The sequence below is a fragment of the Blattabacterium cuenoti genome (genome assembly GCF_014251955.1).
In the GTDB taxonomy this organism is placed as follows: domain Bacteria; phylum Bacteroidota; class Bacteroidia; order Flavobacteriales; family Blattabacteriaceae; genus Blattabacterium; species Blattabacterium cuenoti_L.
The window spans coordinates 588,948-613,399 of record NZ_CP059203.1 but is presented as its reverse complement, the minus strand read 5'-3'; the positions used below and the strand labels follow the sequence as shown (position 1 = coordinate 613,399).

19 protein-coding genes and 1 tRNA gene are annotated in these 24,452 nt (G+C 25.6%); 8 read left to right on the top strand and 12 right to left on the bottom strand.

From position 1 onward, the window contains the following. Positions 1-68: 68 nt before the first annotated feature. Entirely contained in the window at positions 69-1,007 is a 939-nt protein-coding gene (gene trxB / locus H0H53_RS02890; protein ID WP_185870483.1) for a thioredoxin-disulfide reductase, read from the top strand. Positions 1,008-1,026: 19 nt separating this feature from the next. Beyond that, positions 1,027-2,451 carry a glycine--tRNA ligase gene (locus H0H53_RS02885; RefSeq protein ID WP_185870482.1) on the top strand — a complete coding sequence of 475 codons (1,425 nt, stop codon included), beginning with the start codon at positions 1,027-1,029 and terminating at the stop codon, positions 2,449-2,451. Here the strand turns inward: H0H53_RS02885 and pheT are convergent. From pheT to H0H53_RS02870, 3 genes are all read right to left on the bottom strand, one after another. Beyond that, on the bottom strand, positions 2,440-4,539 hold the full coding sequence (gene pheT / locus H0H53_RS02880; protein ID WP_185870481.1) for a phenylalanine--tRNA ligase subunit beta: 2,100 nt from the start codon (positions 4,537-4,539) through the stop codon (positions 2,440-2,442). The genes H0H53_RS02885 and pheT overlap by 12 nt on opposite strands. Continuing rightward, on the bottom strand, positions 4,536-5,708 hold the full coding sequence (gene dnaN, locus H0H53_RS02875; RefSeq protein WP_185870480.1) for a DNA polymerase III subunit beta: 1,173 nt from the start codon (positions 5,706-5,708) through the stop codon (positions 4,536-4,538). Before dnaN ends, pheT begins: the two co-directional genes overlap by 4 nt. Positions 5,709-5,732: 24 nt before the next feature. After that, positions 5,733-5,806, bottom strand: a tRNA-Met gene (locus H0H53_RS02870). 126 nt (positions 5,807-5,932) lie between these two features. On the opposite strand from H0H53_RS02870, the gene pdxH reads away from it, so the two are divergent. Next, on the top strand, positions 5,933-6,589 hold the full coding sequence (gene pdxH, locus H0H53_RS02865; protein ID WP_185870479.1) for a pyridoxamine 5'-phosphate oxidase: 657 nt from the start codon (positions 5,933-5,935) through the stop codon (positions 6,587-6,589). Between the two features lie 186 nt (positions 6,590-6,775). On the opposite strand, the gene H0H53_RS02860 is transcribed toward pdxH, so the two are convergent. Then, positions 6,776-7,042 carry an HU family DNA-binding protein gene (locus tag H0H53_RS02860; protein ID WP_185870478.1) on the bottom strand — a complete coding sequence of 89 codons (267 nt, stop codon included), beginning with the start codon at positions 7,040-7,042 and terminating at the stop codon, positions 6,776-6,778. A gap of 84 nt (positions 7,043-7,126) precedes the next feature. After that, entirely contained in the window at positions 7,127-8,119 is a 993-nt protein-coding gene (fmt, locus tag H0H53_RS02855) for a methionyl-tRNA formyltransferase (RefSeq protein WP_185870477.1), read from the bottom strand. Positions 8,120-8,258: 139 nt separating this feature from the next. Here fmt and H0H53_RS02850 point away from each other — a divergent pair, with 139 nt between their 5' ends. The 3 genes from H0H53_RS02850 to H0H53_RS02840 are packed head-to-tail and all read left to right on the top strand — an operon-like array spanning position 8,259 to position 12,493. Continuing rightward, positions 8,259-8,492: a DUF2795 domain-containing protein gene (locus H0H53_RS02850; protein WP_012821710.1), complete on the top strand. Its 234-nt coding sequence runs from the start codon at positions 8,259-8,261 to the stop codon at positions 8,490-8,492. A 47-nt stretch (positions 8,493-8,539) separates the two neighbouring features. Then, positions 8,540-11,860, top strand: coding sequence for a preprotein translocase subunit SecA (gene secA / locus H0H53_RS02845; RefSeq protein ID WP_185870476.1), 3,321 nt, complete (start codon positions 8,540-8,542; stop codon positions 11,858-11,860). Between the two features lie 42 nt (positions 11,861-11,902). Further along, complete coding sequence (locus tag H0H53_RS02840; RefSeq protein WP_317168604.1) at positions 11,903-12,493, top strand: SanA/YdcF family protein; 591 nt, start codon at positions 11,903-11,905, stop codon at positions 12,491-12,493. Positions 12,494-12,500: 7 nt separating this feature from the next. Here H0H53_RS02840 and menD read toward each other — a convergent pair whose 3' ends face one another. The 6 genes from menD to prfB form a co-directional block, all read right to left on the bottom strand. After that, on the bottom strand, positions 12,501-14,198 hold the full coding sequence (gene menD, locus H0H53_RS02835) for a 2-succinyl-5-enolpyruvyl-6-hydroxy-3-cyclohexene-1-carboxylic-acid synthase (RefSeq protein ID WP_185870475.1): 1,698 nt from the start codon (positions 14,196-14,198) through the stop codon (positions 12,501-12,503). Between the two features lie 6 nt (positions 14,199-14,204). Then, positions 14,205-14,942, bottom strand: coding sequence for a 3-oxoacyl-[acyl-carrier-protein] reductase (gene fabG / locus H0H53_RS02830; RefSeq protein WP_185870474.1), 738 nt, complete (start codon positions 14,940-14,942; stop codon positions 14,205-14,207). Positions 14,943-14,974: 32 nt separating this feature from the next. Then, the gene (gene cmk, locus H0H53_RS02825; RefSeq protein WP_185870473.1) at positions 14,975-15,691 is read right to left on the bottom strand and encodes a (d)CMP kinase; all 717 of its coding nucleotides are present in this window, start codon (positions 15,689-15,691) and stop codon (positions 14,975-14,977) included. Positions 15,692-15,707: 16 nt separating this feature from the next. Next, positions 15,708-16,574, bottom strand: coding sequence for an agmatinase (gene speB / locus H0H53_RS02820; RefSeq protein WP_185870472.1), 867 nt, complete (start codon positions 16,572-16,574; stop codon positions 15,708-15,710). 13 nt (positions 16,575-16,587) lie between these two features. After that, positions 16,588-17,988 (bottom strand): type III PLP-dependent enzyme domain-containing protein, encoded by a 1,401-nt coding sequence (locus H0H53_RS02815; protein WP_185870471.1) that lies wholly within the window; start codon positions 17,986-17,988, stop codon positions 16,588-16,590. A 65-nt stretch (positions 17,989-18,053) separates the two neighbouring features. Beyond that, positions 18,054-19,169, bottom strand: coding sequence for a peptide chain release factor 2 (gene prfB / locus H0H53_RS02810; RefSeq protein WP_185870803.1), 1,116 nt, complete (start codon positions 19,167-19,169; stop codon positions 18,054-18,056). A 263-nt stretch (positions 19,170-19,432) separates the two neighbouring features. Here prfB and clpB point away from each other — a divergent pair, with 263 nt between their 5' ends. Both clpB and era read left to right on the top strand, forming a co-directional pair. Next, positions 19,433-22,093 (top strand): ATP-dependent chaperone ClpB, encoded by a 2,661-nt coding sequence (gene clpB, locus H0H53_RS02805; protein WP_185870470.1) that lies wholly within the window; start codon positions 19,433-19,435, stop codon positions 22,091-22,093. 26 nt (positions 22,094-22,119) lie between these two features. Continuing rightward, positions 22,120-23,016 carry a GTPase Era gene (era, locus tag H0H53_RS02800; RefSeq protein WP_185870802.1) on the top strand — a complete coding sequence of 299 codons (897 nt, stop codon included), beginning with the start codon at positions 22,120-22,122 and terminating at the stop codon, positions 23,014-23,016. 13 nt (positions 23,017-23,029) lie between these two features. On the opposite strand, the gene tyrS is transcribed toward era, so the two are convergent. After that, positions 23,030-24,310: a tyrosine--tRNA ligase gene (gene tyrS, locus H0H53_RS02795; RefSeq protein WP_185870469.1), complete on the bottom strand. Its 1,281-nt coding sequence runs from the start codon at positions 24,308-24,310 to the stop codon at positions 23,030-23,032. Between the last annotated feature and the right edge of the window lie 142 nt (positions 24,311-24,452).

The window sequence follows — 24,452 nt, the reverse complement described above, 5'->3', positions numbered from 1 at the left end:
TAAGTTTTTTTATAGAAATATTTAGTTTTTTTTAATAATATTAAAACGACTTCGTAAGAATTTTTATTATGTCAAAAGAAAAAATAGTAGATTGCGTAATTATAGGATCTGGACCCGCTGGATATTCTGCCGCTATATATGCTGCACGTGCAGATTTAAATCCTATTCTATTTTCTGGATTACAACCTGGAGGTCAATTAATATCTACAACAAATGTTGATAATTATCTAGGATTTCCTGTAGGAATTAGTGGAAAGGAACTCATGGAAAATTGTAAGAAACAAGCAGAACGTTTCAATGTTGAAATTATACATAAAAATGTGAGTGAAGTTCATTTTTCTAATCAAAAAGGAGGAATACATAGTATTAATGTGGAAAATAAAGAAAGTATAAAAAGTAAAGGAATTATCATCGCTACAGGTTCTCGTCCTAAATTTTTGGAAATAGAAAAAGAAAAAAAATTGATGGGATTAGGAGTTTCTTTTTGCGCTACTTGTGATGGATTTTTTCATAAAGGAAAAGATGTGGCTGTTGTAGGAGGAGGGGATACAGCTTTGGAAGAAGCTAGTTATTTATCAAAAATTTGTAGAAATGTATATTTATTAGTCAGAAAAAATTATTTTAGAGCTTCTAAGTCGTTACAAAATAGTCTTTTAAAAAAGAAAAATATAAACATATTATTTGGTCACAGAATTATAGAAATTATTGGAGATAATTTTTTAGAAGGAATTAAAATAATGAATAATAATAACCAATCTAATAGTAAGATTCTTTTTATTAGTGGGTTATTTATAGCTATAGGTCATTTTCCTAATACGGATATTTTTCAAAAAAAACTTTCTTTGGATGAAAGAGGATATATTCTTGTAGAAAAAGGAAGCACTCGTACTAATAAGCCAGGTGTCTTTGCTGCTGGGGATGTCCAAGATCCAATCTACCGGCAAGCTATCACTTCTGCTGGAAGTGGTTGTATGGCGGCTTTGGATTTAGAAAGGTATCTCTCTTAATCTTAAAAAAATTTTTTTCATGGATAGTCATTTTTTTCATTTTTTGATTTCTCACGCCAAAACTTATGGATTCGTTTTTCCGTCTAGTGAAATTTATGGAGGGTTAAATGCCGTTTATGATTATGGTCAATATGGAGTAGAATTAAAAAATAATATTAAAGAATATTGGTGGAAGTCTATGACTCAAATCCATGAAAATATAGTAGGATTGGATTCTTCTGTTCTTATGCATTCTAATGTTTGGAAAGCTTCTGGACATGTTGATAAATTTAATGAATTTTTCATTGATAACAAGGATTCTAAAAAAAGATACAAACCTGAAGTATTAATTAGAGAATATGTGGACTTTAGGAAAAAAAAAGGTTATAAAAATAATCATAAAATCAACGAAATACTATCTCGTTTAGATCAATCTTTAAAAAAAAATGATTTTTTAGATATTCGTGTTTTGATTGAAGAATTAAACATTTCTGATCCCATCTGTGGATCTAAAAATTGGACAAACATTCGTCCTTTTAATATGATGTTTAAAGTTCAAGAAGAAAAAGGAGATTTATTTCTTCGTCCAGAAACTGCTCAAGGAATATTTTCTAATTTTTTCAATGTTAAAAAATCTAATAGAATGAAAATTCCATTTGGAATTGCTCAAATAGGAAAATCATTTCGTAATGAAATTATTGCAAGACAGTTTATTTTTCGTATGCGTGAATTTGAGCAAATGGAGATGCAATTTTTTATTCTTCCTGAAGAAGAAATGAAATGGTATGAATATTGGAAAAAAATTCGTTTAAAATGGCATTTAGAGTTAAATTTAGGAAATGAAAAATATAAATTACGAGATCATGATAAATTAGCTCATTATGCGAGTATTGGTTCCGATATAGAATTTAATTTTCCTTTTGGATTTAGAGAGATGGAGGGAATTCATTCCCGTAGAGATTTTGATTTAAGAAATCATGAAATTTTTTCAAAAAAAAAACTAAGAATAGAAAATTCTATTCCCTATGTTATAGAAACTTCTTTAGGATTAGATCGTCTTTTTTTAGCTATATTTTCTTCTTCTCTTAAAGAAGAAAAATTAAATGGAAATCAACGTATAGTTTTAAAAATACCACCTTATTTATCTCCTGTAAAAGCTGCTATATTTCCATTGGTTCAAAAAGATGGATTACCAGAAATTGCAAAAAAAATATTCAATGATCTAAAAATAGATCATAGATTGATTTATGACCAAAAAAAATCTATTGGAAAACTTTATCGTAGACAAGATGCTATTGGGACTCCTCTTTGTTTTACTATAGACTATGATACTGTAAAAACTAATACAGTGACAATGAGATATAGAGATACTATGTTACAAAAAAGAGTTCATATCAATAAAATTTCTAAAATTATAGAAAATGAAACTGGCTTGAGAAATATTTTGAAAAAATTATTGATCTAATTCTCTGATTTTTGCTCCTAATTTGTTTTTTAGAAATTTTTCTATTTTTTTCATGATTTCATTAATAATAACATCGGTTAATGTTTCATTTTTGCTTTCAAAGAAAAAACTTATGGTATAAGATTTTTTTGATTTTGGAAAATTTTTTCCTTCATAGAAATCGTATATTTTAATTTTTTTTATTAACCCTTTTTCTTTTTCTTTAATCAATTGATAAATTTTTTCAAAAGAAATAGTTTTATCTATTAATAATGATAAATCTCGTTTTGAAGTAGGATATTTAGAATATGGAACATAAGTAACTTTTTCTTCTTGAATGATAGATATCAAATATTCCCAATCAATTTCTGCATAGAATATTTCTTTTTTTTGAAGTTGAAGAAAAAATTCTTCTTTTATTTTTCCTAATACAACAAGATTTTTGTTTTTATATTGAATTGATATACTTTTTTCCAAAAGAGGATGTGTAAATAAAACTTGTGAATAATTGTTAATTCCACTTAATTGAAAAATTTGTTCTATGATTCCTTTTAAAGAAAAAAAGGAAGAAGAAGAATTTCTTGGATCTATAATTTTTTTTTCTATTTCTGATATAGAAATACTTAGAAAGGTTTTTTCTAAAAATTTATTATTTTTTTGAAAATATATTTTCCCAATTTCAAAAAATTTTGTTTTTCTATTTCCCCTATTATGATTAGATTTTATACAATTGATCATTCCAAATAGCAAGCTGGAACGCATTGAATTATAAAATTTATTTGTAGGATTCATTATATTAATCTCTTTTCTATTAAAAAAAGAATTTAATAAATAAGAATATTCGTTTTTATTGTTCATAGAATAATTTACAATTTCTTGAAATCCATAACCAACCAATTGTTTGGAAATAATTTTCTGTATTTCTTCTTTTGTTTTTGAAAAATTAGGATATGGAGATATTTTTATATTAGTATTAGATGTTTTTATCTTATTTATTCCATAAATACGTAATATTTCTTCGATTAAATCTATTTCTCTTTGGACATCAATTCTATAAGGTGGTACAAGAACTAATAACGATTTTTCACTTTCAGAAAGAATAACGATTTCAAGTAATAATAAAATTTTTTTAATTTTATTATTTGAAATATATTTTCCTATAGTCTCTCTAATTTTTTTATAACGAAGTTTTATTTTAAAAGGAAATCTAGGATGAGAATAAATATCGATGATATCGGAACAAATTTTTCCTTTTGCAATTTCTTTTATGAGAATGGCGGTTCTTTGTAATGCATATACAGTTTGATTCGGATCTACTCCTCTTTCAAATCTAAATTTTGCATCTGTTTTTATCAGATGTCTTTTTCCAATGGAACGAACAGTAATTGGATCAAAATAAGCACTTCCTAAAAAAATATTTTTAGTTGTTCTATTAATATTTGAATTTTTGCTATTTATAATCCCAGCTATTGATAAAGGTTTTATTGTATCATAGATAATTAAATCTTTTTCGTTTAGTTTTCTTGTGACATTATCAATAGATTTAAATATTGTATGATTTTTCGCGTTTTTTATTATAATTTTTTTTCCCTCAATTTGATCCATATCAAAAATATGGATAGGTTGTCCTAATTCATACATTACAAAATTTGTAACATCTATTATATTATTAATAGGTTGTATTCCAATTGATTTTAATCGAAACCTTAACCATATTGGAGATGTATCTATTTTTATTTCAGAAAGAACAACTCCAGAATATCTGATACATTTTTTCTTTTCTTCAAGAAAAATTTGAAAACAATATTTATTATTATTATAGATATCTCTTTTATAATTACTTACTATTGGTTTTGATAAACGCACTTCTTTGTATCCACGAAATGTTAAAACAGCGTATAAATCCCTGGCGATTCCGTAATGACTCATAGCATCAGCACGGTTAGGGGTTATTTCTATATCCAATATATTATCTTCTATATGGTTTTCTATGAATGTTTTTTTTATGTTTTTTACTGGCAATCCAATTTCAGTAAGAATATTAGATATTTTTTCTATACTAAGATCAGTAGAAATATATTTTTTTATCCAATTATATGATATTCTCATAATATTATAACAGACATAATCAATATTAAAATAGATTCTTCTTTTTTATTATTAATTGGTCTCAAAATACCTACTTTGTTGAAAGTAGAATACAATTCAAATCTAACAAAATCTTCATTAAAAGAAGATAATATTTCAATTAAAAATTGGGAATTAAATCCTATTTTTATTTCTTTTTTTTGGAAACTATTATCAATAGATTCAGATTCATATTGAATGATTGTTAAAAAACTAGAAATTCTAGCATTTTCTTCATAAATTTTTAATCTGTTATCATTTAAAAAATAAAAACGAATAAAACTTGTTTTTTTTTTATTTAAAATAGATATTCTTTTGATGGAATTTAGAAATGAAATGCGATTTATAATAAATGAGACATCATATTTATTAGGAATAAACGAGTTATAATTCGGATATTTTTCGTTTATTAATAAGCAGGAAAAAGTTTCATTTTCTAAATAAAATTTTAGATCCATTTTATTATGATACTCAATAGTAACTTTGCTCTTTTCATTGGTTTCATTAATTAAAATTTTCTTAAGGATATTAAGAGATTTTTTGGGAATAGTAAATTCAATAAATTGGTCTAATTTAATATGATCTATAGTGTATTTGACTAATTTGTAAGTATCTGTAGCGACAAAAGTCGATCCATATGAAGAAAATTGAAAAAAAACTCCGTTCATAATAGGTCTTAATTCTTCTTTATTATTTTCAATAACAAACAAAGTTTTATTTAAAATATTCAAAAGCATGTTTGAAAATAAGGTAATTTTTTTTTTAGGATGTAATATGTGTGATAGTTTTTTTTTGTTAAAATACGTCAAATGAGATTTAAAAATAATAGGAATGTTGTAATCCCCTTGTTTTGAACCAATATTCAGTATTTTTTTTTCTTTTTTGAACTTAATAAGAAGAGTTTCATCTGAAAATGTCCTTAAAATATCTATTATCAATTGGGGATGTACAGCTACTTTTTCTTTTGAATACTTTTTCACATATACTTGTATTTCTGTAGTAATGAGATTTTCTGAATCTGATAACATGATCATTAATTTTTCTCCAAAAATTTCAAGAAGAAAATATTCTGAATTCCTAGGAGGGGTAATGATTTTATGTAAAGCATATAATTTTTGTAAAAAAGAAAATCTAGAAACAGAAAAATGCATGTTTTACTTTTTTTATATAATAAATAGCGTGAGGGGGAATTGAACCCCCGACCTCTGGGTTATGAATCCAACGCTCTAACCGTCTGAGCTATCACGCCTTATAAAATATTTATTTATCTATCTAACTAATCCAAGTATAGTATCAAAAAATTTGTTACGTGAGAATAGAATAAAAAAAAAATAAAGGTAGTATATTTTTAATTATCTTTTAGAAAAGAAATATTATGATTTTTGATTTAAGTCATTATAGAAAGAATTATAAAAAAAATTCTTTAATGGAATCTGATGTTCCTTTGGATCCCTTAATATTATTTCATTCTTGGTTTCAAGAAGAAAAAAATATTCATCCAATAAATGAGGAACCTAATGCTATGTCTATCTCAACTATAGGAGAAGATGGAGTTCCCGAAACGAGAATCGTTTTATTAAAAATGTATTCTGAAGAAGGATTTATTTTTTATACTAACTATTTAAGTTTTAAAGGAATAGCTATAAAAAAAAATCCTAAAATTTGTCTTTCTTTTTATTGGCCAAATACAGAAAGACAAGTGATTATTAAAGGGAATGTTATTAAATTATCAATCAATAAATCAGATGAATATTTTTATAAAAGACCTAAAGAAAATCAAATAGGATGTTGGGCATCAAAACAAAGTACAATCATTCCCTCCAAAGAGCATTTATTAAATCAGTATAAAAAATGGAGTAATTTTTTTCAAAAAAACAGGATAAAACGACCTTTTTATTGGGGAGGATATCTTGTAAAACCATATAAAATGGAATTTTGGAAAGGACAACCAAATAGACTTCATGATAGATTAGTTTACAATTTATACAATAAAGAAGAAAAAAAGTGGAAATTATATAGATTATCTCCATAAAATCATAATCCATACAACAATAATAATACAACATAAAGAAACATCTATTTCTTCTAGAATAGAAAGCAGAAACTAAACTATAAATAATATACAACAACAAACACACATACACATAGAAGAAAAAATAAGTTTTTAGTAGATGAATCCAATCAAAAAAATTACACTAACTAACTAGTTTCCTTTTTTTTACAATTTTGTCAATTCAGCTCCTATTTTAAATTTAGCGACCTTTTTTCCTGGAATATGAATTTTTTTTCCTGTTCTAGGATTAATTCCATTTCTAGGATGTCTTTTGACAACAGAAAAAGTTCCAAATCCTACTAATGTTACTTTATCTCCTTTTTTTAGAGATTCAATGACGGTATCAATAAATGCATCTGTTACATTTTTCGCTTTTATTTTTGTAATCCCGGTTTTTTCAGCTATTGAATTTACCAATTCTGTTTTATTCATGGAAATTTTATTTTTTAATTTAAAAAAACAAATATAAAAGATTTATAATGGATAAAAATATGTAAACAAAAAAAAAGACTTTGTTCATTGAACAAAAATATTTTTTCTTATTTTCATTCCATTGATGATATTTTTTATATTCATTTTTCTCTTTCCTTCTATTTGTCCTTCAAGAATAGATATAAACCCTTCTTTTACAGAAATTTTCATTCTGTATAATGAAATAATTACTTGTCCAACTGGAAAAGAGTGTTTTTTTCGTATTGTTTCAACAACAAAAATTTTGAATCTAACAAATTTATTTTTATTGAAAAATAATATGGTCCATGCAGTTGGATAGGGACTAAGCCCTCTAATTTTATTGTAAATAACTTCGATGGAAGTTTCTTCCCAATGAATTCTACAATTTTTAGTAGATATTTTTGGAGCATATTTTAATGGTAAATTACGACGACTAGTCGTCGTAATAATAGTTTCTTTTTGTGAAATAGGTTTGATTTTCTTTTTAATAATTCCTTCTAATGTTTCTATGATGATGGATCCACTTATTTTTTTTAATTTATTTTCTAGTTCTCCTGCTGTTTCTTTTCTACCTATTTTTATTTCTTTTTGTAAAAGAATATTTCCAGCATCTATTTGATTAGAAATGAAAAAAGTAGTTAATCCAGTTTTTTTTTCTCCATTTATAATCGTCCAATTGATAGGAGCAGCTCCTCTGTATTGGGGAAGAAGAGATGCATGTAAATTAACAGTTCCCATTTTTGGATGTATCCATATGTTTTTAGGTAAAATTCGAAATGAAACAACTATTTGTATATCTGCATTCCAAATTTTCAAATTTCTTAAAAAAGAAGAATCAAGAAGATTTTTTGGTTGTAAAAAAGGAATATGATTTTCTAATGCATATTTTTTTATAGGATTTATAGGAGGGCCATTTCCTCTTTTTTTACTAAAAAAAGGTTTATCAGGATTTGTGATTATTCCTACAATATTATATTGATGAGTAAATAATTCTCTTAAAGAAAAAAGAGAAAAATGTGTTCCTCCTATAAACACAATTTTAGGAAATTTTTTCATAGATCAAAAAAAAATAAATACTAACTAAATATCAAATTATTTGTAATTTAAATTCACTAATTTTATCTTGTAATTTTATGAAAAAGTTCATTTTTTTTCAAATAAAATTCAGTAGAACAATCAATATCAATAATATAATATGTATTGGACTTTAGAATTAGCTTCTCATTTAGAAGATGCTCCTTGGCCTGCAACAAAAGAGGAATTAATTGATTTTGCTATTCGTACTGGTGCTCCATTAGAAGTGGTAGAAAATCTCCAACAATTAGAAAACGGGGAAGGAGAAGTTTTTGAATCCATAGAAGATATATGGGCAGATTATCCACGTGATGATGAAGATTTTTATTGGAATAGAGATGAATATGAACTTTAATTATTATAATTCAAATTAAAAAATATGTTTTATAACATTTTATACTAATGAATTTTTTTAGAAATCTTTTAAAAAAGTTCTTAGAAAATAAGAATGAAAAAGACCTTCAAGAGGTTAGAAAAATTTTAATTCATATCAAAGAAGAAGAAAAAAAAATATCGTTATTATCAGATGATGAATTAAGAAATAAAACTAAAAAATTCAAAAATATCATAAAAACATGTACAAAAAAATTTTATGAAGAAGAAAAATTGATACTGAAAAAAATACAAGAAAAATCTTGTACTCTAAATTCTCTAGAAGAGAATTACTCTAATTTAGAAAAAATAAAAGAAGAATGTTATAAAGAAGAACAAAAAGTATTAACAAGTATTTTCTATCAGGCTTTTGCTGTGATTAAGGAAACGGCAAAACGATTTAAAGAAAAAAAAGAACTGATAGTTCAATCCACATTTTTTGATGAAGAAATTTCAAAAACAAAACCTTATGTTTTATTGCATAAAAAAATGGCCATTTGGAAAAATAAATGGGATGCTCATGGAAAAGCTATTATTTGGGATATGGTTCATTATGATGTTCAATTAATGGGCGGAGTGGTTCTTCATCAAGGAAAGATAGCTGAAATGGCTACAGGAGAAGGAAAAACTTTTGTTGCGACTTTGTCTGCTTATTTAAATGCTCTCTCTGGAAGAGGGGTCCATATTGTTACGGTAAACAATTATTTGTCTAAAAGAGATACGAGTTGGATGTCTCCTCTAATGGAATTTCATGGATTAAAAGTGGACTGTATTGATAACTATCTGTCTTCTAACATAGATTTACGTAAAAAGGCTTATCAAGCTGATATAACTTATGGAACTAATAATGAATTTGGATTTGATTATTTACGTGATAACATGGCAAGTTCTAAAGAAGAATTGGTTCAAAGAGAATTAAATTATGCTATTATAGATGAGATTGATTCTGTTCTAATCGATGAAGCCCGTACTCCTTTAATCATTTCAGGTCCTGTTCAACCTGATAAAGATAATAAAGATGAATTTAAATTTTTGAAAAAAAAAGTAGAAGATATTGTAAATCAACAAAATAAAGAAGTAAATAATTTTTTCTATGAGGCTAAAAGTTTAATAAAGTCTGGAGAGAAAAAATTAGGGGGATTTAAACTTTTTCAAGCATATCGTGGATTACCAAAAAAAAAGTCTTTAATAAAATTTTTAAGTGAAGATAATATTCGTTTAATTTTACAAAGGGTAGAAAGTCAATATTTATTACAAGACAATGGTAGGGATATGTATAGAGTAGACAAAGATCTTTATTTTGTTATAGATGAAAAAAATAATACTGTAGAATTAACAGATAAAGGGATTGAGTTTTTATCTAAAAATGTAGAAGACATAGGTTTTTTTGTATTGCCTGATATAAATGTAGAAATTACGGAACTAGAAAAAAAAAATTTTTCTAAAGAAAAAGAAATTAAGGAAAAAGAAAAAATTTTAAAAAACTTTACTGTTAAATCACAACGTATCCATACTATCAATCAACTTCTTAAAGCTTATACTCTTTTTGAAAGAGATGTTGATTATGTCGTATTAGAAGGAAAAGTGAAAATTGTCGACCAACAAACTGGTCGTATTATGGAAGGAAGACGTTATTCTGATGGACTTCATCAGGCTATTGAAGCAAAAGAACATGTAAAAATAGAATCTTCCAGTCAAACTTTTGCAACAATCACTTTACAAAATTATTTTAGGATGTATAAAAAAATATCTGGAATGACGGGAACAGCAGAAACAGAATCTGGAGAATTTTGGCATATATACAAATTGGATGTGGTGGTGATTCCTACTCATAAACCTATAAAAAGAAAGGATTTGCAAGATCTTGTTTTTAAAACACAACGTGAAAAATATAACGATATTATAGAAAAAATTATTCATTTATCTAAAAATGAAAAACGTCCAGTTCTTGTTGGAACAACTTCTGTTGAAGTTTCTGAATTTCTTAGCAGAGCTTTGAAATTTAGAAAAATAACACATAATGTTTTGAATGCTAAATTACATGATAAAGAAGCAGAAATAATAGCAAAAGCAGGTCTTCCTGGAGCTGTAACTATAGCAACCAATATGGCCGGTAGAGGAACGGATATAAAACTTTCTAAAGAAGTAGTTAAATATGGAGGATTAGCTGTATTAGGAACTGAAAGACATGATTCTAGAAGAGTAGATAATCAGTTAAGAGGGCGTTCTGGACGTCAAGGGGATCCAGGTACTTCTCAATTTTATGTCTCTCTAGAAGATAATTTAATTCGTTTATTTATAGATTCAGAAAGATTGTCAAAACTAATGGATCGTTTTGGTCATAAAGAAGGGGATATTATACAACATCCTCTGTTAACAAGGTCTATAGAAAGAGCACAAAAAAAAATAGAAGATAATAATTTTAGCATACGTAAACGTTTATTAGATTATGATGATGTGATTAATAAACAACGAGAATTTATCTATAAAAAACGTAGAAACGCGTTGTGTTGTGAAAATGAATTAAGTTTAGATATATCTAATATGGTGTATCTATTATTAGATGTTATGATTTTATGGGGACAAAAATCCTTAAATGACTTTAAAAATTTGGAGTTTGAATTTTTTCAAACTTTTGGAATTCGTTTTCCTATACAAGAAAAGGAATTTTTTTCGTATAAAGAACGTGATTGTATCAATTTTCTTCATGATAAAATTATAGATTTTTATGAAAAGAAAAAAGAAAAAATGATTTCCGAAAATTTTTTTCCTATTATATCTAATATATCTAATATTTTTGAAAAAAATCATGAAACTTATCAAGTTCAGATTATTTTTACAGATGGAAGAACTAATATACGTTCCGTATCAAGTTTGAAAGAAATTTATGATAGTGAGGGAAGGTCTTTATTCTCTATGTTTGAAAAAAAAACTATATTGTGTTTTCTAGATGAAAAATGGAAAGAACATTTACGAGAAATGGATAATTTGCGATCTTCAGTGCAGAATGCTGTTTTTGAACAAAAGGATCCTTTAATAGTTTATAAGAAGAATGCTTTTAATTTATTTCAAGAAAGAGTTTATGAAATAAACAAAAAAGTTATTTCTTTTTTGCTTCAATCTACTATTATGAGAAGTGATGTTTTATGTATTCCAAATAACAATAAGATGATGATAGATATAGATCCTTTTTTGAAAGTGAAAGGGAAAAAAGATGGAAAAAAGTTAGGAAGAAATAATAGAATTAATATCCGTCATCTAATTACTGGAGAAACTAAAAATATAAAATTTAAACAAGTGGAATTTTTTTTGGACAAAGGGGAATGGGTGATTGAAGATGATTCTTTTTAAGAATGCGATTATTGTATTGTGTATTGTGTATTTTAATTAGAAATAAAACGTATATTTTTTATTATTGTTTTATTCTTTGTTTTTTGTTATTTTGGAATTAGTTTATGGTCAATAAGAAAGAGTTATGATCATGTTGATGACATTCCATATAATACATTCGGAGTCGTTTTAGGGACTTCTAAATATTTACATGGAGGAGGAATAAACGCTTATTTTCAGTATAGAATAGATGCAGCTTATTTTCTTTTTTTTCATAAGAAAATTCGTTATATAATTGTTAGTGGAGATAACCGAGAAAGGAATTATAATGAACCAAAAATGATGAAAAAAGAATTAATGAAAAAAGGAATTCCTTCTTATTTTATCTACGAAGATTTTTTAGGAATTAGTACTTTACATTCTGTAAAAAGAGTTCACAAAATTTTTAATCAAAAAAAATTTACTATTATCTCTCAAAAATTTCATAATGAAAGAGCTATTTTTATAGGTAATTGTTTAGGATTAGATGTCATAGGGTTTAATGCAAAAAGTTTATCTTTTGATTCCAAAATACAGTTTAGAGAAATCCTTGCAAGGATTAAAGCTATCTGGGATATTATTTTTACTCATTTTATTCCTAAAAAAATACAATGAAAAATTATTAAGATAAATATCTTTTCAAGATTTCTGCATTATTGTATTTTTGAGTGATGATTTCTAATAAACAAGGAATATCATATTGATTCCAGAAAACATATAAACTTTTTTTCAAAGAAAATTTATCTGAGACCCTTTCATATTTCCAATTATGCATTTTGCAAATTTTTTCTGCAGTAAAAGTATGTTTTGTTTCAAAAAAATTAAAACTTTTTTTAGGTATTTTTGAAATAAATCTAAAAATATTTCCTCCTCCATTGTTAATAAGTATAATTCGAAAATTATTTGGTACATAATTATTCCATAGAGCATTACTATCGTAAAAAAAACTTATATCTCCAATAATTAGTGTCACAGTTTTTTTTTTGCTGATAACAGCAGAACCTATTGCTGTAGAAACACTCCCATCTATTCCAGAAGTTCCACGATTACAATAAGATTGAACAGAATATTTTTTTTTATTAAAAAGTTGATAATATCGTATAATGGTACTGTTTCCTAATTGTAAAATGGAATTGTTAGGAATGGATTTGAATATAAAAAATAAAACTTTAATATCTGAAAAACTTTTTTCTTTTTTTAAAAAGGTATCCTGTTTTTTTCTTCTTAATTTTCTTAATTTTTCCCATTTATATCTATAATCTAATAATGAATGTGAATGATTATTATTGTTGTTATTCTGAAAAAAAAATATTTTTAAGAAAGCTTCTGGTTTGATAGGCCAATAGGTTGTTAATTTGTAATAAGTATCTGGATAATGATTTTGATGATCTCCTATATGCCAATGATACACAGGGGGATATTTTCGTAAATAAAATTTAATTTTTTTGGATATAATATTGATTCCAATAGTTAATAAAAGATTAGGTTTTAATTGAATCCAATCTTTAGATTTCATACCAAAAATAAGCTGATCTATGCATGAAAAAAAAAATTTCTCAGATATAATATGAGATGTTGTTTCTGTGAAAATGACTATAGAAGGATCCATACTTAAATTTTTTAACATTTTTTCCATTTCCATTTTTTTTTCTGGAGAATATAACCCCAGTAAAATCATTTTTTTTTTAGATTTTTTCCATATATATTTTTCTTTTTTATATTGATTTTTTTCAATAAAATTATTCACAGGTATCGTTTTTATAATTTTAGGTTTTACTTGTAAACAGTTTGTTGTTTCATAAAGAGGTTCTGAAAAAGGAATATTAATATGTATAGGTTTTTTTTTTAAAATACATAGATTAATAGATTCATTAATTAATCTATCATTATACCATAATCCTGATTTAGATTCATCTTCTGTTAGTTGAATGAATGATTCAACATGATTTTTAAAAATATTTTCTTGATGAATAGACTGCCCTTCAAAAACATCTATAATTTCTTTAGGACGATCTGCAGTGATAAAAATAAGAGGAATGTTTTGATAAAAAGCTTCTGTAACTGCAGGATAATAGTTAACTACTGCGGACCCAGAAGTACAACTGAGAACTACGGGTTTTTTTATTTGTTGTGAAATTCCTATAGCAAAAAAACCTGCACAACGTTCATCTACAATACTATAAGTTTTAAAAGACATATGCTGTGTAAAATGGATGATGAGAGGAGCATTTCTAGATCCTGGAGATATTATGATGTGGAAAATAGATTTTGCTATTAGAATTTCTCCTAAACTTTGCACAATCTTTTTATTTGAATACATAATGATTCAAATTAATCCTCCGTTGACATTTAATACTTCTCCAGTAATATAATTAGAAAGATCGGACGCAAGAAATAGGCTACAGTTGGCTACATCTTGAGGAATTCCAGGTCTTTTTAACGGAATATTTTTAATCCAATTTTCCTTTATTTTTGATTGAAAATGAGAATTCATTCTTGTCTCAATATATCCAGGAGCTATGACGTTACAACGAATATTTTTTTTACCTAATTCTTTAGCAATTGATTTAGTAAATCCAATAATTCCCGCTTTAGATGCAGCATAGTTAGATTGTCCAGAATTTCCTGTGACTCCTATAACAGAGCTCATATTAATAATGCTTCCATTTTTTTGTTTTATCATAGAAGAGCTAATGACATATTTTGTGAGATAAAAAATAGAATAAATATTAGTTCTGATAACCTGATCCCAATCCTTTTCAGACATTCTAAGTAATAAATTATCTTTTATGATTCCAGCATTGTTGACTAATATATCTATACCTCCAAATTTTTCCATAACTTTTTTTACGAAATTTTGTGAAGAATTAAAATCTGTAAGATCTATTTTATGCGCTTCTACCGAATTCCCCAATTCATTAGATAATTTTTTAGCATTATTTTTTGAAAAAAAAAATGTAAAAATAACATAAGCTCCATGTTTTACAAATGTTTTCACAATAGATTTTCCAATATCTCCTGACCCTCCTGTTACTATTGCTATTTTTCCGTTTAAAAGTTTCATATATGATTTCTTTTATTTTTACCACCTCCTATTTACTTTTTTTTAGAAGAAATATTTTCTTCTATCAATTGAAGGACACGCGTTAATTGCTTTTCAGGATTTAGAGATGTATTATCGATTTCTATGGAATCAATAGGTTTCTTAAGTGGAGAAATTTGACGAGAAATGTCTATCATATCTCTATAGAGAATATTTTTTTTTATTTCTTCATAAGAATCTAATTCTCCTTTTTTTTGAATTTCTTGATATCTTCTATAAGAACGAGTTTCTATAGATCCTGTCATAAAAATTTTTAATTTTGATTGAGGAAAAATAATATTTCCTATATCTCTTCCATCTATAATAATCCCTTTATTATGAATATTATTTACAAAATTTCTCTGTTTCATTGTTAATATATCACGAATTTCTGGGATTCTAGCTATTAAACTTACTTTATTGGTGACTTCTTTTGAACGAATTTCATCTTGAACATTTTTTTTCTTTAAAAAAAAATCTGTTTTATTTAATGTTTTATTCCATTGAAATTGAAAATCAATATTCCTTAAAAAAGGAATAAAATTAGTGATATTCCACAAATCGCTATTGAAAACATTTTTTTGAATCGCTAGTAAAGCGATACTTCTATACATTGCTCCAGTATCTATATAAATGTATTTTAATTTTTTAGATATTTCTTGAGCAAGAGTACTTTTTCCAGAAGAAGAATATCCATCTATAGCGACTATGATTTTTTGATTTTGATTCATTATCAAAAATAATTAATTATGTTGTAATTAATTCATATTTGTATGACAATAATTTGTAATAGAGTTTAACTACTAAAAAATCTGTAGAAGATTCTTTTTCGTTTGGCAATAGTTCTACAAGATCAAACCCTATAACTTTCTTATTTTCAAATACCATTTTTAAAAAATTTAAAGTTTTGTACCAAGACATTCCACCTGGTTCTGGTGTTCCTGTAGAAGGGGCTATACTTGGATCAAAAACATCTATATCTATACTTATAAATACATTGTTAGATAATTTTTGAATGGCTTTTTTCATCCATAAATCATCTTGATAAAGATCATGAATATAAAATACATTTTCGTTTTGTATATATTGTTTTTCTAGTATATCCATACTGCGAATTCCAATTTGTATAACAGGATATTTTTTGGATGCTTCATGCATAGAACAAGCGTGATTATAAGGATCTCCATTATATATAGGACGTAAATCCGTATGTGCATCCATATGAAGAATACTCATATCAGTATATGTTTCTCCAAACGCTCGAATACTCCCTATTGAAATAGAATGTTCTCCTCCTACGAGAGTGACAAATTTGTTTTTTAAAAGGTATTTTTTTGTTATTTCGTATACTTTTTTTATCATTTTTTTGGAAGAAATTGAAGGATTTACAATAGGTGGAACAAGAAAAATTCCTCTTTTGTATACTTCGGAATTAGTTTCAATATCGTATAATTCCATATGTTCTGCTGCAGATAAGAAAGCTTTTGGACCTTTTTTAGATCCTTTTTTCCATGTTCCTGTATAATCATATGGAACAGGAATAAGGACAATTTTAGATTTTTCAAGTGAGGCGTATTTTTTAGGAATTCCTGCAAAAGTTTTTTTTTCCTTCATCTTGAACCTTTTTTTAATAACCTAATATTTTTAAAATCTCTTCAGAATTTTGTGAGTGACGAAATATTCTGTATACAAAGTTTTTTTTATCATCATGATCGATTAAAATATGAACAGGTTGAGGTATTAAACAATGATGAACCCCTCCATATCCACTAATTGTATCTTGATATGCTCCAGTATTAAAAAAACCAATATAAAGTGGAATGTTTTCACGAAAACAAGGAAGATAAATGGCGTTCATATGTTGTTCTGAGTTATAATAATCCTCACTATCACATGTTAATCCTCCTAAAAAAACTCTTTCATATGAATCATTCCAACGATTGATAGCCATCATGATAAATCTACTACTTATAGCCCAAGTATCAGGAAGAGTAGTCATAAATGAACTATCTATCATGTTCCATTTTTCTCTGTCATTTTGACGTTTTTGATTAAGAATTTTATATAAAATTCCTCCACTTTCTCCTACTGTATAGGCACCAAATTCTGTATATATATGTGGTTCTAAGATATTTTCTTCTTGACAAAATTTTTTTATTTGATAAATAATTTCATTAGTCATATATTCGTAATCATATTTGAAAGACATAGATGTTTTAATAGGAAAACCTCCCCCTATATTTAGAATATCTAATTCAGGAGCTATTTTCTTTAGTCTAGCATAAATATGCAAACATTTAAAGAGTTCATTCCAATAATAAGCCGTATCTTTAATCCCCGTATTGATGAAAAAATGTAACATTTTTAGTTTTACTTTAGGATTATCTTTTATTTTTTTTAAGTAAAAAAAAATGATATCTTTATATCCAATTCCTAGACGAGAAGTATAAAATTCAAATTTAGGTTCTTCTTCGGAAGCAATTCTTATTCCTAATTTAAATGGATAATTATGGATAAATAAACTGAATTTCTCTAATTCATCAGAGTTGTCTAATATGGGAATAGTATTATAAAAACCGTTATTAATCAATTCTGATATATTTTCTATATAGTTATGAGTTTTAAATCCGTTGCAAATCACTTCAATATTTTTATTTGTTTTTCCTCTTTGATAAAGATTTTTAACGATTTCTATATCATAAGCATATGAAGTTTCAATACTACTAATAGTATTATTTTTCAATACTTCTTCTAAGATAAAAGAAAAATGAGAACTTTTTGTACAATAACAATAAGTATATTTGTTATTATATTGATTAGAATGAATAGCTTTCTCAAACCATTTTCTAGCCTTTTGTATATTTTGAGATATTTTTGGCAAATAAGTAAATTTTAATGGAGTTCCATATTTTTGAATAAGATCCATTAATGGAATTCCATGAAATTCTAATAAATTATTTTTAATAGTAAATTCCTCTGTAGGAAAATCAAAAGTTTGATCTATAAGATCCGCGTAACGAATTTTCATCGATTGAAAAAATAGAAGAATTAATGTTTAATGTAATGTTCTAAATAATAATAATAAAAAAAAATTTAAAGTTTTTTTCTTTCGTTTTCTTTTTCTTCTATTTTTTTATTGTATACCAAAAATTTTTTTAAAAAAATATCTATTTCTCCATTCATTACAGAATAAATTTGGGTTGTTTCATAACCTGTTCGTAAATCTTTTACCAATTTGTAAGGGTGCATGATATAATTTCGTATTTGAGATCCCCATTCTATTTTTTTTTTTTCAGATTCTATTTTGTTTTTTTTTTCATTTTTTTTAACGATTTCTATTTCAAATAATCTAGATTTTAAAAGCTGTAAAGCTTTTTGTCTATTTTGTATTTGTGAACGATATTCTGTATTTTCTATAGTAATCCCTGTTTGAATATGACGTAATCTAACTCCTGTTTCTACTTTATTAACATTTTGTCCTCCTGCTCCTCCAGAACGAAAAGTTTCCCATTGTATATCCGAAGGGTTGATCTCAATATCTATATCTTTATCAACTAAAGGATAAACATAAACAGAAGAAAAAGAAGTATGGCGTTTTGAGTTATTATCAAATGGAGAGATTCGTATCAATCTATGAACCCCATTTTCTCCTTTAAGAGATCCAAAAGCATATAATCCATCAAGTTCTAAAGTTACGGATTTAATTCCTGTAACATCTCCAGGAAGATGATGAATTTTTTTAATAAAATATTTATTTTTTTCTGCCCACATGATATACATTCTCATTAACATAGATGTCCAATCACAACTTTCAGTCCCTCCTGCTCCAGAAGAAATTTGTAATACTGCGTTTAAAATATCTTCTTCTTTAGAAAAAAGATTTTTTAATTCTATATTTGATAGTAATTTTTTAGTTTTATTAAATTGAATATGAAGTTCTTTTTCAATATTTTCTTCTTTAGAAAAAGAAAAAAGAATTTCTAATTCTTCCATAGCGTTTTTTAATTCAAAAAAATCTTTCATACATGTTTTCATAGCATGTAAACGTTTTATGAAAATTTGATATTTTTTATAATTCTTCCAAAAATTAGGATCAAAAAATTTTTTTTGTTCTTTATCAAGAAATATTTTCATTTCTTTAATGTTAAGAACATCATGAATTCTATTGATTCTTTCTGAAAGAGATTGTATTTCTTCTTTTTTTATCATCATAATAATAAATAAAAACACGAATTTATCATAAAAATGATTTTTATAATTTATAAATTGATGCTATAATGATTGTCAAAAATACATTTTGAAAATAAAAATTATGAATTTTGATAAATAAAAAATAAATTATTATTCATACTAATATTATGATTATTCTGCACAATAATAAAAAAAATATGGAACTTCTTAAGAAAAAGATTCTAAATAAAAAAGAATAAAGACTAGATAACTACTTTGTCCTAAAAAAAATTTCATTTTTTATGAATTCTAATAAGTTTACTATAAAATCTCAAGAAGTTATACAAGAAGCGCAACAAATTGCGTTAAAAAATCATCAACAATCTATTGAAAATGCACATATTTTAAAATCTTTATTAGAGATAGAGGAGAATATTATTCCTTTTTTTTTAGAAAAATTAAATATAAATCATAAAATAATAATGATAGGAGTAGATCGTATTATCTCTACTTATCCTAAAGTATTGAGTCGGATAATTACTCAACATTTAAGTAATCATGTCGTACAAATGTTAAATAGAGCAGAAATTTATGCTAATAGTTTGAAAGATAAATTTATTTCAATTGAACATCTTTTTTACGCTATTTTTATGAGTTCCGATTCTACTTCTCAAGTATTAAAAAATCAAGGAATTACGGAAAATGATATTAAAAAAATCATAGAAAATATAAGAAAAAAAAGTGGAAATGTAATCTATCAAACTGCAGAAAATACTTATAATTTTTTAGAAAAATATGCAAAAAATCTTAATGATTGGGCAAATAAAGGAAAATTAGATCCTGTTATTGGACGTGATGAAGAAATACGTAGAGTTTTACAAATATTATCGAGAAGAACAAAAAATAATCCAATTTTAATTGGAGAACCTGGAGTTGGAAAAACAGCTATTGCTGAAGGATTAGCTCATCGTATTATTAATGGAGATATTCCAGAGAATTTAAAAAACAAACAAGTTTATTCTTTAGAGATGGCATCTCTTATTGCAGGAGCTAAATATAAAGGAGAATTTGAAGAACGTCTTAAAGGAGTTATAAAAGAAGTTACTTCTTCAAATGGAGATGTCATTTTATTCATAGATGAAATACATACTTTAGTCAATGCAGGAGGAGGAGAAGGTTCTATAGATGCTGCAAATATTTTTAAACCGGCATTAGCAAGAGGGGAACTTCGTGCTATAGGAGCAACTACTTTAAATGAATATCAGAAATATTTTAGATCGGATAAAGCTTTGGAAAGAAGATTTCAACAAGTCTATGTTGATGAACCATCTGTGACAGATGCCATCTCTATATTACGTGGAATTAAAGAAAAATATGAAAGTCATCATAAAGTAAGAATTAAAGATGAATCAATTATTGCTGCTGTAGAATTGTCTAAACGTTATATTAATGAACGATTTTTACCTGATAAAGCTATTGATCTTATTGATGAGGCCGCATCGAAACTAAGAATGGAAATTAATTCAAAACCTGAAGAACTAGATGTTTTGCACAGAAAAATAATGCAAATGGAAATACAGATAGAAGCTATAAAAAGAGAAAATGATGAAAAACAACTAGTGACTTTAAAAAAAGAATTAGCTAAATTAAATGAAAAAAGAAAAAAATTACAAGATCAATGGCAAAGTGAAAAAGATTTGGTAGAAGGAATACAAAAATCTAAGGATAAAATAGAAAATTTTAAGTTTGAAGCAGAACAGGCAGAAAGATTAGGAGATTATGGAAAAGTAGCTGAATTAAGATATGGTAAAATTAAAGAAGAAGAAAAAAAGGTTAAATTATTTGAAAAACAATTAAAAAAACAAAATGAAAATGGAAAAAAAATGATACAAGAAGAAGTATCTAGGGAGGATATCGCTCAAGTTGTTTCTAAATGGACTGGAATTCCAATTACTAAGATGTTACAAAGTGAAAAAGAAAAATTGTTATTTTTAGAAAAAAAATTACATCAAAGAGTTATAGGTCAAGAGAATGCTATTCAATCGGTGGCAAATGCGATACGACGTTCTAGAGCTGGACTTCAAGATGAGAAAAAACCTATAGGATCTTTTCTTTTTATGGGAAGTACAGGAGTAGGAAAAACAGAATTGGCTAAAACGTTAGCAGAATATCTTTTTGATAATGAAAATAATATGGTTCGTATAGATATGAGTGAATATCAAGAAAGTCATTCAGTAAGCAGATTGATTGGAGCTCCACCTGGATATGTTGGTTACGATGAAAGTGGACAACTTACAGAAGCTATACGTCTTCGTCCTTATAGTGTCATTTTGTTAGATGAAATAGAAAAAGCTCATTCAGATATCTTTAATATTCTTTTACAGGTATTAGATGATGGAAGATTGACAGATAATAAGGGGCGTACAGTTAATTGTACAAATACAATTATTATCATGACTTCCAATATAGGTGCGGATCTTGTTCAAGAAAAATTAGATCAACTAGATCAAGATCAAGAAATTTATTTTTCCAATGAAATGGAATTCATAAAAAAATCTTTGATAGATTTATTAAAAAATATAGTAAAACCAGAGTTTATTAATCGTATTGACGAAATAATTTTATTTAAACCTCTTTCTAGAAAAGAAATTAAAGTAATTGTTCAATTACAAATGAAAAAATTAGGACTATTATTATTAAATAAAAATATTCATATAGAAACGACAAATGAGGCAATAGAATATTTATCTGAAAAAGGGTATGATCCTCATTTTGGTGCCAGACCATTAAAAAGAGTGATTCAACATGATATTTTAAATAATCTTTCTAAAAAAATTCTTCAAGGAAGAATACATAATAATACTAAAATAGTAGTAGATTTTTTTAAAGAAAAAGGAATTGTATTTAGACAACAATCAGAATCAGAAACGGTGAAGGATAAAATACAAGAATCAACAAATTAATTAACTATTGATTTAGTAGTGTAGTGATTCATAAATCTGGGTTTGTTAATATTATAGGATTTCCAAATGTAGGAAAATCCACATTAATAAATTCTCTTGTAAGAGAAAATATTTCTATTATTACGAATAAACCACAAACAACTCGTCATAGAATATTAGGAATTATTGATGAATCTGATTTTCAGATTATTTTTTCTGATACTCCTGGAATTATTCTAAACCCAATTTCTTTTATGCAAAGAATGATGATGCAATACGTAGAAAAATCTTTAGAAGATGCTGATATCGTTTTATTGGTAACAGAAATAGGAAAATTGAATTTTTTCAAAAAAAAATATTTTTCTTTTATATTGAATTCTATTCAAAAAAAGAATATTCCTGTTATTATTTTAATAAATAAAATAGATAAAATGGGGATAAAAAATGAAAAGTTATTCTATGATACAATAGATGATTGGCATGAATTTATTCCTCATTCAGAAATACTTCCTATATCTGCATTAAAAAAAATGAACCAAGATTTACTTATGAATAAAATTTTAGGATTGTTATCTGAACATCCTCCTTACTATCCAAAAGGGATTTTAAGTGATAAATCGGAACGATTTTTTGTTAATGAAATTATTAGAGAAAAAATATTTTTTTTCTATAAAAAAGAAATTCCTTATTCCGTTGAAATCTCTACAGAACAATTCCAAGAAAATGAAATTTTTATAGATATATTTTCGTCTATATACGTAGAGCGTGATTCTCAAAAAAAGATTATAATTGGAAATCAAGGGAATTCTATAAAAAAATTAGGATATTTTTCTGTAAAAAGAATGGAGGATTTTTTTAAGAAAAAAGTATATCTAAAATTAAATGTAAAGGTATGTCAAAATTGGAGATCAAATTATAAAAAATTAAAAAATTTTGGATATTAAATCAACTTTATTTTTATTTAAGTTTTACAATGAAAAATTCTTTTTTTCCAAATTGAAGTAATATATATCTTTTTTTTATTATATTTTTTTTATTCAGTAATATATTTTTTTTGATGGGGATTTTATTGATATAAATTGAATTTGCATTTAAAGCACGATTAGCTTTACTTTTAGAAGAAAAAAATTTACTTAATATTAATAAATCTAATAAATAAATCCCTTTTTCAAACTTTTTTTTAGAAAAAAGCATATTCGGTATATTTTGATATATAGAAAATAAAGTTTTTTCATCTAAAGATTGTAATAGAGTATTTGTATACTTTTTTTCGAACAAAAGATTTGAAATTTTTATCACTTTTTCATAGGCTTCATTTCCATGAACCCATTTTGTCATTTCATACGCTAATTTTCTTTGTAAAAATCTCTTTTCTGGATTATTTCTATGTTTTAAAATTAAAGAATGAATTTCTTCTTGAGGAAGAAAAGTATAAATTTTAATAAATTTTTCAATTTCAACATCAGATACATTTATCCAAAATTGATAGAATTTGTATGGAGAAGTGCGGTTTTTATCCAACCATATATTTTCTTCTTTTTCACTTTTTCCAAATTTTTTTCCGTTAGACTTTGTTATCAAAGGGAAGGTGATTCCATATGCTTTTTTCCCAGTTTTTTTTCTAATAAGTTCTATTCCAGTAATAATGTTTCCCCATTGATCTGATCCACCAACTTGGAGAAAGCAATTTTTTTTTTGATTTAAATAAAAAAAATCATATCCTTGTATGAGAGAATAAGAAAATTCAGTGAAAGAAATTCCGTCATTTTTATTGTGAATACGTTTTTTTACAGAATCTTTAGATATCATATAATTTATAGTAAAGTGTTTTCCTATATCACGTATAAATTTTAAAAAGGAAATATTTTTCATCCAATTAAAATTATTTAACAGCTCTGCTTTTTCTGAATGAAATTCTAAGAGTTTACAAAGTTGATTTTTTATAGATTCTATATTTTTATGTAAAGTTTTTTTGCTCAAAAAAATTCTACGATCATATTTATCAGATGGATCTCCTATAAGACCTGTAGCTCCTCCAATTAATACTAAGGATTTGTGCCCCATTTTCTGAAAATGAATCAATATAATAATGGGGAGTAAACTTCCTAAATGTAAAGAATCAGATGTTGGATCGAATCCAATATATATAATAGTACGTTTTTTTAATTGTTCTTCTACCCCAGGGACTTTATTTTGAATTAAACCTCTCCAAGAGAGTTCATCAATAATATTTTGCATGTTAAAGGGATAACATTTTTTTATTTTGATTGATTTTATTTATTATTTATGTTTATTCATTTTCAAATGATGATCTTAAAGATTAAGAAATATTATAAGCTGATAGCTTTTTTTTCGGTTATATTTATACATATAATTTGTA